7 protein-coding genes are annotated in these 14,080 nt (G+C 55.2%); 2 read left to right on the forward strand and 5 right to left on the reverse strand.

What is annotated here, in order from left to right; genetic code table 11:
- The first annotated feature begins 233 nt into the window (after positions 1-233).
- Both EK22_RS15510 and EK22_RS15515 read left to right on the forward strand, forming a co-directional pair.
- Entirely contained in the window at positions 234-2,453 is a 2,220-nt protein-coding gene (locus EK22_RS15510) for a pentapeptide repeat-containing protein (RefSeq protein ID WP_036252467.1), read from the forward strand.
- Positions 2,454-2,754: 301 nt separating this feature from the next.
- On the forward strand, positions 2,755-4,272 hold the full coding sequence (locus EK22_RS15515) for an ISNCY family transposase (protein ID WP_036252557.1): 1,518 nt from the start codon (positions 2,755-2,757) through the stop codon (positions 4,270-4,272).
- 568 nt (positions 4,273-4,840) lie between these two features.
- Here EK22_RS15515 and EK22_RS15520 read toward each other — a convergent pair.
- From EK22_RS15520 to EK22_RS15540, 5 genes are all read right to left on the reverse strand, one after another.
- Positions 4,841-5,638: a methyltransferase domain-containing protein gene (locus EK22_RS15520; RefSeq protein WP_036252469.1), complete on the reverse strand. Its 798-nt coding sequence runs from the start codon at positions 5,636-5,638 to the stop codon at positions 4,841-4,843.
- A gap of 60 nt (positions 5,639-5,698) precedes the next feature.
- Positions 5,699-7,516 carry a hybrid sensor histidine kinase/response regulator gene (locus tag EK22_RS15525; RefSeq protein WP_036252479.1) on the reverse strand — a complete coding sequence of 606 codons (1,818 nt, stop codon included), beginning with the start codon at positions 7,514-7,516 and terminating at the stop codon, positions 5,699-5,701.
- A 15-nt stretch (positions 7,517-7,531) separates the two neighbouring features.
- Positions 7,532-8,233 carry a response regulator gene (locus EK22_RS15530; protein ID WP_036252558.1) on the reverse strand — a complete coding sequence of 234 codons (702 nt, stop codon included), beginning with the start codon at positions 8,231-8,233 and terminating at the stop codon, positions 7,532-7,534.
- Positions 8,234-8,267: 34 nt separating this feature from the next.
- Complete coding sequence (locus tag EK22_RS15535) at positions 8,268-13,412, reverse strand: AAA family ATPase (RefSeq protein WP_036252481.1); 5,145 nt, start codon at positions 13,410-13,412, stop codon at positions 8,268-8,270.
- Positions 13,413-13,562: 150 nt separating this feature from the next.
- A complete protein-coding gene (locus tag EK22_RS15540; RefSeq protein WP_036252482.1) occupies positions 13,563-13,763 on the reverse strand; it encodes a hypothetical protein in 201 nt (66 codons plus the stop codon).
- Positions 13,764-14,080: the final 317 nt, after the last annotated feature.

The following is a 14,080-nucleotide window of genomic DNA, read 5'->3' on the forward strand; positions in this document are numbered from 1 at the left end:
GTACCCTACCGGATTTATGAATATCTCTGGCGCACTGCCGGTCAGTGAATGGCTTGTTTTCATGGCGACGCATGCCTGAAGGTAATGTTTCCGGCTAATGAATAAACGCTCTGGCCAGTGTGTTTAACAACGGACGGCACAATCCGTTTTTAACTTTCAATTCATAATAGAAGAATCAATTCAGCTGATTTATACTGAAAATCACCAAACGATCGCAATTCGGGTTAACCGCCATGTCCAGCCCTGCATCGCCGCCCCATGCGCCCACCTCGCCGCATATCGAGAAACTGCTCGATGCGGCCAATTCCGCATCGCAGACAGTGGCGGCACTCCATGTCGCGTTTATTGCGTTCGCCGCCTATCTCGGCGTCATCGTCTGGGGGACCACGCATGAAGACCTGCTTCGCATCAGCCCGGTCAATCTGCCGATTTTGAACGTGGAACTGCCGCTGACCACCTTTTACTCCTTCGCGCCGTGGATGCTAGTCCTGTTGCATTTCAACCTGCTCATGCAACTGGAGCTGCTTTCCAACAAACTCTGGAACCTGGACAATGACCTGCCTGATACGCCTGCCGGGCAGCAAATACGCGATCGCCTGTTCATCTTCCCGTTCACGCACCTCATCGTAGGGCGCTCCGATGTCTGGCTGGTCCGCTGGCTGCTGTCCCTGGTCGTTGGCATCACTATCATTGCCTTGCCTTTATTTATATTACTGGCGGCCCAGATCCGCTTTCTGCCCTTTCACGACGAAGCCATCACCTGGTCTCAGCGCCTCGCGGTCTGGACCGATGCCGCCATGCTGCTTGGCCTGTGGCCGTTGATCGCCTCGCCCCAGGACAGGGCTAGCGAATGGTGGCAAAACCTCACCTTCAAGCTGCTGGGTTATTGGCCTTCATTGCTTCGCTATTCAGCAACCTTCGGCTGGAATAAACTAGTGCGATCGATTCAGCGCCACTGGCCGAACCGTCGCTGGCGTGAACTACCCCCTCACCCCGTGCGGCACCCCGAAATCGAACCCAAAGGCATGGTTATCCTGCTGGTTTCGGTACCGTTAGTCGTTTTGCTCAGCATTATCGCGCTGGTTCCCGGCAGCATTACCGTACGGACGTATTATCTCCCGGCGGAAGACAGCCTTCAAGATAATGCGCCTGAAGAGGCTCCCGGCTATTTCGAAGACTGGCTGATCCGAAGGGTGCCCGAGTCATGGCTGAGCGTTGCCGCCCACAAATATGATGTCGTTTCCTGTACTTCCTTAGAGCAGGCTGAAAAGACCGATGCTTTTATTCTTCAGGTCATGCTTGGCCCCTGCGCGTGGTTTGACTGGGGTATTTTTCCACGCAATCTGAATCTCAGGGAAGCCCGTCTGGTGCCGAAAGAGGTTTCCCTGTCGCTGTTGACGCGTGCGATAGATCCGGATAAAGAAATTCGTGACGCGGCTTTCCAGGAATTCGACGGCCTTAATTTACAAAATCGCGACCTGCGCTTCGCCAATTTGTATGGGGCCGTGTTACCCAAGGCGGATATTCGGCATGTCCAACTGCAGGGTGCGGTCCTGCTAAAAGCGAAACTCCAGGGCGTGGTCGGCTGGGACAAGACGCAACTGCAGGGCGCGATCCTGGGCGGGACGCAACTGCAAGGCGCGGTTCTGACCGAGGCGGATCTGCAGGGCGCGGATCTGCGCGGGGCGGATCTTCAAGGGGCGGACCTGAGCTGGGCAAGGCTGCAAAGCGCCGATCTGCGCGGCGCTAATCTGCAGGGCGTGGATTTGCGCGGGGCGCAACTGCAGGGCGCGGATTTACGCGGTGCACGATTGCAGGGCACCATCCTGCGCAAGGCGAATTTGCAGGGCGCGGATCTGGTCCACGCGGATTTGCAGGCGGCGGACTTGACCATGGCGGAACTGCAGGGCGCGGCGCTGCGTAAGGTGAAACTGCAAGGAAGCGACTGGTCGGAAGCCCGTCTCGACGGGGTGTTCATCGTCGACGCGTCATGGACGGGCTGGGATGAGCGGCAACAGCGTAAGTTGGAAACGGCTCTCAGGCAAATACTGGACACGGAAAAATTCAGGGCCTTCGAGGCTCGCATGACGCATGCCGACACTGGCATGCTGCCGGGCAAGGCGGCCAGCCGAACAGGCTGCTACAGCGACAGCCGAGCCCTGTTGAAATGCGAATACGCTGATCCGTCGCGTCTTAATGCCTATCGTACCCATGTACTGCACCCGAAATTGATCGAGCTGGCTTGTGCCGATGCGTCAATTGCGCCGGGCATTACAAGACGCGCGCTGGAAAACGCCACGGCCAAGGAAGCCGATTATGGTCTGGCGGCCGCCCTGCTTAGGGTACTGGACGCGCCGGAAACCTGTGACGGCCTGGACACACTGCCGGAGCAATTACGGCAACAATTACGGCATGCGGCGGAACAACAAAAAAGCCAGGACAGGCCGAAATGAGACATTGGCACCTGAATTTGCGGATTACCTGAACTCCTGCGCGTAACCGACGAGTAGCGAGCGTCCCTGGTTCCCACGGTCCTCCGCTCATCGTTATACATAGTGCCTGACCGAAAAGCATAATAATATATATTTAACAATAGGTTATAGTATAATATCTCCCGCGAAGATGATAGCTTTGCCGAGAAAGCGGTAATTGGCAAAATCATTCAAGCTATTGAAACATATAGTCAATAAAAAATGCCCAGCAAAAAGCAACAGGGCCAAGACTGCCAAATTGCACAAAACTCAGGAAAAGCTCATGAGAGACACATTCCCAGCCCAACGAGCCTTAGGCGAAATCGACATCGCGGACATAAAAATTGATGTGCGCTCACGGGACGACATTCCTCTCATCCTGCTAGGCCTCCAACACATTTATTGCACCGATGACTTAAGAGAAAAAGTCTTTGAAATCATTAAGGACATACTGCCAACGCAACTTGTAGACGGTCAGGCTAAGCCGGTTTCAGCGGAGTTGGGATGCCCTGGAATGAATCAGTGGACCATTCTGGTGCTGGGCAGCTTGCGCCTGTGCCTGAATGCTGATTTTGACCGCATCCACGAATTGGCCAACCAGCACCGGACCTTGCGGCTCATGCTGGGCATCACCGATTGGGATGAAAAGCTATTTTCCCTGCAAACCCTTAAAGATAATCTTCAGTTGTTTACTCCGGACATTTTAGCGCGTATCAACCAGGCCGTGGTCGAGGCGGGTTATGCCTTGCTCGGAAAAAAAAACAGTCCCGTACCCGTCGCAGGTCGTTGTGACTCATTCGTCGTTGAAACCGATGTGCATTTTCCAACCGACATCAGCTTGCTTTACGATGCCCTGCGTGTTTTGCCGCACATTTGCGCCCGGTTTAGCGAAGAGCTGGGTCTTAAAGGCTGGCGGCAATATAAAAGCGGTTTGAAAAAGCTCAAAAAATCCCTAAGGATCATACAAAAGCTCAAACATTCCACATCAAAGGACGAGTCCAAAAAGCAAGCCAAAGCCGAACAAATCGCTCAGGCGCATCAAACCTTCATTGATTTGTCAGCCACGACCCTGAAACGTGTGGAAGAAACCATCGAACAGCTGGGAAGCCAACACCACGTTGGCGAACTGCAACTGACGAAGCCCAAACATTTCATTGCCCACGCCAAACGCCAAATCGATCAAATCGAGCACCGCGTGATGAAAGGCGAAGCCATCGCGCATGACGAAAAAGTGTTCTCCCTGTTCGAGCCGCACACCGAATGGATTTCCAAAGGCAAAGCGGGGGTGCCGGTTGAGCTTGGCTTGCGTGTGGTGGTAGTGGAAAGCCGGGAGGGTTTTATCCTGCACCACGCCGTTATGGAAAAACAAACCGATGACCAAATGGCCGTGCTCATGGTCAAAGAGACGCAAACACAATTTCCTTCATTTAAGGCCTGTAGCTTTGACAAGGGCTTCCACAACCCTGCTAACCAAACCGACCTTAAAGCCCTGCTTGACCAAGTGACGTTGCCGAAAAAAGGCAAGTGGTCCTCAAAAGATGAAGAGCGCGAGACGAGTGAGGCTTTCGTTGCCGCACGAAAGGCGCATTCCGCGGTCGAATCATGCATCAACGCACTGGAAGTGCATGGCCTGGACAAATGCCTTGACCACGGTATAGAGGGATTCAAACGCTACGTGGCCTTAGCCGTGGTGTCGCGGAATATTCAAAAAATCGGGCAGATCAAGCGCGACATTGAGCGCGAACGGTTAGCCCGCGAACGGGAACGGCAGCGACAGCGCCGGCAAAAGCTCGCTGCCTAAATTTTTTTAACCGTTTTGGCCTCAATGACAGGCATGTTGCGCCTGGAATTTTGTAAGATTGCCAATTGTTGTCGAATTTTATACTTTTAAGCGCGTTGTCCCGAGTCGTCAGCCTATTTCTGTTTAAAACTTAGCCGTGCGTTCCGCCAGTTTTTTATGTTTTTAGCTTTCTCGGTCAGGCACTACATAAGTCAAAAATTACTGTTTTGCAATCTTAGCCAGTGAGGCTTCGATACCCTTTTTTGTCGCCCAACGTTCCCGACTTCGAAATCGCGATCCGGGGATCGCTCCCACAGAGCATCCGCCCCCTTGTGGGAGCGACGCCTTCGTCGCGATTTCGAAGCCACTGATGTTCAATGTCCGCGGATTTATCAAACAGCACCGTTTCCAGGTATACGACGAACTCTGTTTAGCAAGTTTACCGATACTTGTGTATAACGGCGAGCGGTCCTCCGTGGGACCCCATACCGAGCTTTGAGCGCGGCATGTCATGTGCAAGCCCGGTATGAGCGCGAAACGAGTACAGTTCAGCCCGTAAACGAACGCGCCCTTGACGATATAGTGATCGTCATGCGGTTTTTTCCGCTTCGACTTCAATCATGACCATAGCCACATGCGCCTGGCCATCCGCTGCCAGCGGCACTTTCGCCAGATATCCCGAACAAACCTCTTCGATAAACGCCGCCCTTTTTTCCTCGGGAATCCGCCCCGTATAGGGCAGCCATGTGGTTCGAATCCAGCCTTCCAGTCCTGATTTACCATCATGCGTCATATCCTTGGGAATGAGCTCAACATGATTGATGGAAAATCCCGATTCCGTCAATAGGGCTCGATATTCCTCGACACCGGGAAACGTGTAAGGAAATTCGAATCCGGTAAAATATCGTGCCCATTCATGCGAAACTTTAACCTCGTCAATAGCCGAAATGATTCCTTCGGCATCGCCTTTGCCTCCCATGCGCAGGAGAATTTTCCCTCCCGTCCGGAGGCTTTTATACAAGCCTTCAATAACAGGCTGATGGTTCTTGACCCAATGCAGCACGGCATTCGAGAACACCACATCAAAGCATTCCGCAAACGATAAATCACTGGCATCCATCACTTGAAACGAAAGATTCGGATGTCTGGAATGAGGATAGGTCTCCTTTGCCAGCGCTATCATTTGCCTTGAGTTATCAATGCCGACCACCGAGCCCCCGGCCACTAGCCGGGCGATTTCCGCCGTTACTTTTCCATCGCCGCAACCTAAATCAAGAACAGCCTCCCCACCTCTTAAATCCAGATTCGCAATCAGTTCTCTCGCCCATTTTTGTTGAGCTTGTGAGTTTCTTTCGTAATCCTTGGCATTCCAACGGTATGTATTCATATTTTCCTTTTTACATGACAAATAAAGATGTGGCTCCAGGCATCCGGTTTAAAGACGGGCTTAACCGGGCACCTGCACCGGAAATGATGGCTGGGTCAGGGCGCACTGCAGTTCATCAAAATCGACCGGTTTGGTCAGATAACCGTTGAATCCGGCTTTCCTCGCCTGTTCTCGATCCACCTGCCGGCCGTAGCCGCTCAGGGCGATCAGATGCGTCTTTTCCAGGCCCGGATGTTGCCTTAGCGCCCGAGCAACCGTGTAACCGTCCATGCCCGGCAGGCCGATGTCGAGCAGCACGACCTCCGGCCGTTCAGCCAGCGCGGTTTCCAGCGCCGCGTGGCCGTCATAGGCCACGCTTACGGCATGCCCCACGGTGTTCAACAGCAGGGACAGACTCTGGGCGGCATCGCGGTTATCGTCCACTACCAGAATACGGAATGAGCCCTCGGTCGGCTTAACGCCGGCCTGATAAAAAACCGGCACGTCCGGCGCTTGCGGCAGGCAAGGCAGCCGGACGACGAATTCACTGCCCTTGCCGCGCCCTTCGCTGATGGCCCAGACCTCGCCGCCGTGCATCGTTACCAGGTTTTTAACCAGCGCCAGACCGATGCCCAAGCCGCCTTCCGAGCGGTCGATGGTCCGGTCCACTTGATAGAACAGCTGAAACAGGCCGGGCAGCGCCGAAGGATCAATGCCTCGGCCATTGTCGCGGACCCGGATGAAGATTTCGTTGTCGCCTCGTTCCACGGTCAGCGTTATGCAGCCTTCTTCGTCGGTATACTTGGCGGCATTGTTGATCAGGTTCGAGACGACTTGCGACAGCCTCACCAGATCGCCTTCGACGATGACCGGCTCAGGCGGCAGGTGCACGGAAAATTCATGACGGTGCGCCTCCATCAACGGCTGGCTGGTCTCGACCGCCCGTTGCACGATGGTCGAGATTTCCAGGAGTTCCCTCTTGAGCTCGATCTTGCCGCGACTGATGCGCGAAACATCCAGCAGATCATCGACCAGACGCACCAGGTGTTCGACCTGACGACCGATGACATCGTGGCACCAGGCCAGGCGCTTCTTGTCCAGACTGAAGTGCTTCATGATGTGCACCGCGTTGCTGATCGGTGCCAGGGGATTGCGCAATTCGTGGGCCAGCATGGCCAGGAATTCATCCTTGCGGCGGTCGGCCTCGCGCATGGCCGCCTCGGCCTGTTTGCGCTCGGAAATATCCCGGCTCACGGTGGCGATACCCACCGGCTCGCCGGTACTGTCCTTGATGAAAAACACGTTATAGATCATCCAAATGGCGGCGCCGGTTTTAAAATGGCGGAACCTGATTTCCACGTCCGCGTGGCCGTCGCGCAACACCCGCGGGAAAAATTCATTAATGATGAAGCGCTGGTCTTCGGGGAAAAAAAATTCCTCGATCGGCGTTTGGCCGCATTGCTCCACACTGTCCAGACCGATCAGGCGCATGCCGGCTTCGTTGATGTAGAATGAATTGAAATTCATATCGCACATGCTGATGAATTCCATGCTGTTGCCGGCCAGCGACACGAATTTTTGCCGCTCCATCTCCATATGCTTGCGCTCGGTAATGTCGCGCAAGGCGATGACGTAGCCGGGCTGCCCGTCCCATTCCACCGGCGCGGAACGCATTTCCGCCCAGGCCAGGCCGTCCGGACGGATCAGATTAATGTCCTGATGGCTGTTTTTATTGGGATTGACCGGAATCGCCAGCGATTGGCCGACTATCGGACTGCGCGCCAGCAGGATCTCGGCGGCGTGATTGGCATAGAGTACGACGCCGCCGCTATCGACAACCAAAACGCCGTCGGTAATGGTTTCGAGAATCAGGTCGAGCTTGGAAAGGTGCGTGGCCATGATGGGTTAGTTTGCTTAAACGATGACGGTTTGTACACCTATGCCTTTAGCCTGGGTGGTAATGGCCGCGATGACTGACGGGACGCGCGACAGGTCGCCGAGCAGTTTCAGCACCGGTTCCGGCACATCGCGCACCAGCATCGGCGTAGCAAATACGTCTTTTTCCAGCGCTTTTTCCGGCATGCCCAGCACTTCGACGACATCCAGAACCCATTGTCCCGGATCGTAAAGCTTGGATAGCGCGGTCGAGATCTGCTCGACCAGCGCGCGGGTTTCGTTGTTCAACGATACCACATACAAGGTTAACACCAGCTTATGCTGCATTACGTTCCGTTGTTCCTGAAACTTGGCGGTACGGACAATCTGGGCGATATTGCGAATTTGCGTCGAAGACAGCGGCTTGCTCGCCAGCTCGAACTGAAAGCCTTGCTCATGAATGTCTTTCAGCTGCTCCATGTACTCGCTGGCAAAAGCCGTGACGATATAGACATTCAGCGTTTTGTCGATGGTTTTCAGCCGACGCAGGGTTTCCACGCCATCGATGCCGGGCATGCGCAGATCTAGAAAAATCAGATCGGGACGTTCGGCAAGCGTCAGTTCGATGCCTTGCAAACCGTTCTCGGCTTCGCGAACCTCGAAGTTGTCGTCTTCCAGAATCAGTTTAAAGGCGCCGCGCACTGCCGGATCGTCGTCTATTACCAGAATTTTACTTACCATTTGGTGGGTCTCTTGATTATTGGAATCTAAATGTTCAAACATAGGAAAATTGCAGCCGCATGCAGCAGCCGTGTTCATGTAAACTTTCCACCTGTATCGTGCCGCCGACGTCCTGAACCAGGCGGCGGATGACCGACAGGCCCAGTCCGGTTCCTTTTCCTGGCGGCTTGGTGGTATAAAACGGGTCGAAAATCTTGCTTTGCACCTCTTGCGGAATGCCGTGGCCATTGTCGGCCACGCTCAGCTCCAGCATGCCCTCCATGGACCGGGCCGAGATTCTGATTTGGGGTTGCGCGCTGTCGACCAGCGCGTCGCGGGCATTAATGATCAGATTGACCAGGATCTGCTGCAGACTATCGGCGCTACAGTGGATGGCCGGCAAATCATCGGCGGCATCGACCTCGACGGCTATGCCGTGCTTGCCCAGTTCGCCTTCCAGCAGCAGCAGGCTCTGCCTGATGACCTCCGTGATCCGGCAGTTGTCACTGGGGGTCGATCGGCTGTGGACAAATACCAGCATGTTGCTGACGATCTTCTTGATGCGGTGAATCTGCTGCAGCGCCTGATCGAGAACTTCCCTCGATTTTTCATCGCTGCTTCGGCTGCCGGCGAATTCGACAAAATTCATCACGCCCATCAGCGGATTGTTGATTTCATGCGCCACGCCGCCCACCAATGTCCCCAGCGCCGAGAGTTTTTCCATCTGCAGCATGTGCTCCTGATTTTCCTGCAGTTTGGTGTAGGCCTGCCGGGTTTGTTCCAGGAGCCGGGCGTTTTCCAGGGAAATCGCGGCCTGGGCGGTCAACAGTTCGGTCATGTCGGTTTTTTCGGCGGTAAAGACGCCGGCCGACAGCCGGTTTTCCAGATACAGCAACCCGATCAGTTCGTTCTGCTTGATGATCGGCAGGCACAGCACCGAACGCAGTTTGAGCGCCTGGACTTCCGGCGTGTTCTGAAACTCGCCTTCGGCCAAGGCGTCATGCAGCAGCACTTTTTTACGCGTGCGCAACGCGTAGTTGACGATGGCGCGGCTGATGATGCCGCGGAACTGGTCAAGGCTGAGATGCTTGCGGTTAACGATGTGTTTTCTGCCGACATGGCTTTCGGCGGCAACCAGCAGTTCATCCGCTTCCTTGATCAGCAGATAGCCATGCTGCGCGCCCGAGCTTTCCAGCACCACGCTCATGATTTTCTGCATGAGCTGGTTCAGGTCGACTTCAGCCGACAGGGCCAGCGCCGATTTCATCAGGTAATTGAAGTCGAGATTCGGCAGCGTGTCCGACACATCGGGGCTATCGGCTCTATCGGCGCGCGCGATGTAGTCCGAGTCGGTTTCGGGGTGACGCTGCCGCAACAGCGCGCTTTTGCGATCGGCGCGGCAGGTCCGGTAGATGCGTTGCGCGGCGCAGTAGTAAAGTTGGGCATCGCCGAGCTTGCCGGCGGCCACCACCTCGGCCAGGGCTTCATACAAATGACCGGCGAGAAAACCGTAGTTTTGCGCCTGGGCGGTCGCGATGGCATCCAGGTACAGGTTGCGAGCCTCGCGCATCTGGTTGCGGGCGCGGGCGATCTCGGCATGCACAAAGGCCAGAAAAGGTTGCAGCAACGGCCCGAGGCGGGCCCAGGTTTCCAATTCCGCCAGCAGCGGCGCGATTTCCGCTTCAAGCGCCGGCCCGTCGGCGCCTTCCGGCCAACGCAGGCGATTGACGATGCGGAACACATACCAGAGGCGTTTCAGCACGTTATCGGTCAAACCGTGCAGATAACGTTCCACCATTCGCAAGGATACGGCCGCCGCGGCGTAATCGCCCAGATAATGCTGGGCAAACCCCAGCAGCGCGAAATAACTGCCCGAAGCGGCAACATAATTGTCGGTTTCCCAGCGCGCCAGCGTTTCGGTCATGTCCACCGGCTGGTAATCGGGTTTCATCGGCCCTACCCAGCCAGCCAGCACGGCTTCGGCCAGTCCGACCGAGAACGACAGCTGGTTCTTGCGGGAAAAATGCAAGCATTCCTCGGCGGCTTCTTCAACCAGGCGCAGGTTTTTGCCCTGCACCTGCAGATTCCACATCAACGGGCCGTAGGACAGGCCGGCGTTATAGAGATCGCCGCAATTCTTGCCGCACTGTATGGCTTTATGGCTGTAATCGACGATCTCGGCCGGATGGCTGCGCGAGTGCATGTTGCACCAGACGATGCCGTTCATGCCCCGGGTGGCGCCAAAGGTGTTGGGGTGTTTTTCGCACAGGTCGTGCGCCAGATCCTGGTACAGGAAGGCCTGTTCGAACTTGCCCTGCTCGCCGAGATTGAGGCCCATGATCGAAAACGAATAAATCACCGATTCATCCATGCCGCCGTGCAGGCAATGCAGCGTCGATTGCGCCGCCGACAGATACAGCTGCGGAACCAGGCCGGACATGTAGAGATCGGGGATCAGCTCGCTGTAGAACGCCAGTTCGATCTTGCTTTTCCGGTCCTGGGTAAAAGGCATGTTCAGGATAGTGGTCCAGACGTCGCCTTGCCATTCGATATCCGCCATCAGGTCCAGCATCCGCTGATTGGCCGTCTCGGGCTGCTCGGGAATCGATTTGTCGAAATAGGCCAGGCCGCGGTTGGCGGTCGCTATCGCCTTGTTGAAATTACCGAACGACGACAAAGAGGTGGTCTGTTCCGCCAGGGCTTCGGCTTTGTCCAGGTCGCTGGCGGCGTATTCGATCAGATGATTAAGCAGCACTTCGGATTTTTCGTAACGGCCGCACATCAGTTCTGTCTTGGCCAGACGTTGATGAATGCGGAAAGTCAGCTCGTAAGCCTGTTGCCAGCAATCATCCGGCAGATAGTCGTGGGCTTTCTGGAAAAATTCGTTGGCGGCATCGCCGGCCAGCGCATCCAGCGCCTTGTTGCCGGCACGGAAATTGATGTCGACCAGCCGGTACGCCAGTTCATGGCTTATATCGGCCGGACGGCCCAGGTTGAGGTGGGCCGCTATGGTAAACAGGTTATCCAGGGTTTCCAGGTCGGTTCCAGCCGGTATCGCTTGCAGCAGGCGATTGCCGATACGCCAGTGGATGGCCGGCCGGTCCTCGGGGTTGACCTGGCGCAGCACCGCTTCCTGCACCCGGTCGTGCACGAACTGCAAATCGGATTTATTCTCCAGCAGCATGCCCAGATTCAGGACCGGCTTCAAATCCTCAAACAGCTGTTCGATGCGCATCTTCAGCACCAGCGCCACATCCTCGACGCTGAAACGGTTGCCCATACAGGCGCAGTGGTCGAGGATATACAGGGTTTTCAAAGGCAGTTTTCCCACCTTCGAACTGAACAATTCCACCACCGAGGTCGGCATCCGCGTGTCGCGAATCCGCTTGATATCCCAGTGCCAGTGCTGCTCGGCGTCGGTATTGAGCAGATTCTCGTTATAAAGCCAGGCCAGGCTTTCGCTGACAAACAGCGGGTTGCCTTCGGTGAGATGCGCGATGAATTCCGCCAGCGAGGCCGTGGTCTCCAACGTGGAATTAAGAATATAGGCCACCATCTCGTGACAGTCGGCATCGCTCAGCGCCTCCACGCGGATTTGCGCGAACGGGCTCTGGTTTTCCTGGATCTTGCGGATCAGCTTGCTGAGCGGATGGCTGCCGTCGACTTCGTTGTGCCGGTAGGCGCCCATGAAAAACAGAAAGGGATGCTCATGATGGTTCTCGAACAGGTTCTGCAGAAAATCGAAGGTGGCGCTGTCGCACCATTGCAAGTCGTCGATAAACAGCACCAGCGGATTGTCCTCGCTGGCCAGGCAGGCCAGGAACCGGCCGAACAGGTTGTTGAAACGGTTGCGGGCCTCCACCGGCGGCAGGTGCGGCACTTCCGGCTGCGGCCCGATGATGAATTCCAGTTCCGGCAGGACATCGATGATGACGCTGCCGCTGTTTCCCACGACCTCGAGTATTTTGCTCCGCCACTGCCGCACCCGCCCGTCGCTTTCGGTCAGAAAGATGCGCATCAGATTGCGCAAGGCCTGGATCAGCGAACTGTAGGGGATGTTTTTCTGGTATTGGTCGAATTTGCCGGACGTGAAGTAGCCGCGATTTTTCACCAGCGGCTTTTGCAGTTCCTGAATCAGCCGGGTTTTGCCGATGCCGGACAGGCCGGAAATAAAGACCGAGCGGAACTTGCCGCTGATGACCTCCCGGTATTGCTGCTGTATCAGCTCGCTTTCGGCCTGGCGGCCCACCATTTTCGAAATAAAAACAACCCGGCGGCTGCGGTCGTACTGGCCCACCGTAAATGCCGACACGTAACCGTTGGCGGCGTATTCATTCTTGCAGCGGATCAAGTCGGCCAGCAATCCCGAGGTGCTCTGATAACGTTTCTCCGGCTGCTTGACGGTGAGCTTGGCGATGATATCGGCCAGGGCCCGGGGAATACTCGGCTTGATCTGATTGGCTTTAGGCGCTTCCTCGGCCAGATGCGAATGGATCAGCTCCAGCGGGTCGCTGGAAAAAAACGGCAGCCGGCCGGTCAGCAGTTCATAAAACACGATCCCCAAAGAATACAAATCGGTGGAGAAATCCACTCTGTAATTGATGCGGCCAGTCTGTTCCGGCGAAGTGTAAGCCAGGGTATGGCGCACGAATTCCGGATCGTAGATAAAATGGCTGACGTCACGAATGTCGAGCGGGGTGATGAAATCGGTCAGCCGCAGGGTCAGCGTTCCCGGCTGCAGCAGAATATTGTGGGGCTTGACGCCGCCGTGGGTAATGCCGGCATCGTGTACCGCCTGCAGCGTATCGGCCAGGGTGCAGGCCAGGGTGAAAAAATCGTTGAGATCGAGCTTGTCCTGTTGTTTCATCCAACCATTCAGCGGTTGCCCGGCGAACCAGGGCTGGACTATAAATTGCAGTTCGCCGTAGGATTCCAGGGCGAGCGGCGTGGACACACGGGGATCGTGCAGCACTTTCAGGCGTTCGATTTTCTGGCGCAGATGCCGGGACTGGTCATCCCAGCTCGACAGCTGCTTCAGCAGCTTGATAACCAGCGGCTGGTCGGGAACGTGCTTGTGGTAGCCCTTGAACACCACGGCCTGCAGGCTTTCCCCGAGCTTTTCGGTAACAACGTAGTTGCCCAGTTTCGGCGCGCTCAGCGGTTGATTGGATTTTGATTCTAAATCAATTACTTGAGGCATAACTTTTGGGGAAATAGAGTGATTTCGGGCATGATGCGGTCATTTTTACGCTAAAACCCATCGTTTCACGACGATGAGGTGGTAACAGGGAGAGGTTTAAATGAACGACAGAAATGTTTCATAGGCTTTACAAGCAATTACTACTGAGAACTACGCGGGAAGGCGTCGATTAAAATTTGAGCGCTTTTTTATACGCGATCGCGGTCCAAAGCCTGCCATGCTCCGCAGGACAGCCATCCGGCATTCGCCGATTTCAAACACGGCCAAAACATCACCCCATGCGATGCTGTTTTTCTCTTTGGCAAAATCCGGCAAAGTCTCGCCATGCTTCAGGATGTGAACTTGCTTCATCCTTGCTTGAGTTAACGATGACGGGCTGGCCGGCTTTTTCTGGTCAAATTATTGTTCTGTATGCCTGTTCCAGACAGAAACACAGAACAATAATTCATTTAATTTTTTAGGGTTATTTCAATTGCAAGTAAATGACTACATTAAGCCTGAAAGTAAATAGAAAAAGAATAGGTATAACTACCTAGCCAAGCGCACTCCGATTTTCGGGCCTGTCCGCATTGAAATTGCCTATAGCGATATGCCGTTACATCGGGCAGGCGGAAAAATTGTTGCGATTGGGCCCTGGCTCTTGCATCTCGTCCGTCCGCCAGTAATAT

This window comes from Methylobacter sp. BBA5.1 (assembly GCF_000746145.1).
Classification (GTDB): Bacteria; Pseudomonadota; Gammaproteobacteria; order Methylococcales; family Methylomonadaceae; genus Methylobacter; species Methylobacter marinus.

Coding starts and splice junctions, on each gene's coding strand:
- EK22_RS15520 (WP_036252469.1), bottom strand. CDS start 5,638: ATGAATACATACCGTTGGAATGCCAAGGATTACGAAAGAAACTCACAA.
- EK22_RS15515 (WP_036252557.1), top strand. CDS start 2,755: ATGAGAGACACATTCCCAGCCCAACGAGCCTTAGGCGAAATCGACATC.
- EK22_RS15540 (WP_036252482.1), bottom strand. CDS start 13,763: ATGAAGCAAGTTCACATCCTGAAGCATGGCGAGACTTTGCCGGATTTT.
- EK22_RS15535 (WP_036252481.1), bottom strand. CDS start 13,412: ATGCCTCAAGTAATTGATTTAGAATCAAAATCCAATCAACCGCTGAGC.
- EK22_RS15510 (WP_036252467.1), top strand. CDS start 234: ATGTCCAGCCCTGCATCGCCGCCCCATGCGCCCACCTCGCCGCATATC.
- EK22_RS15525 (WP_036252479.1), bottom strand. CDS start 7,516: ATGGCCACGCACCTTTCCAAGCTCGACCTGATTCTCGAAACCATTACC.
- EK22_RS15530 (WP_036252558.1), bottom strand. CDS start 8,233: ATGGTAAGTAAAATTCTGGTAATAGACGACGATCCGGCAGTGCGCGGC.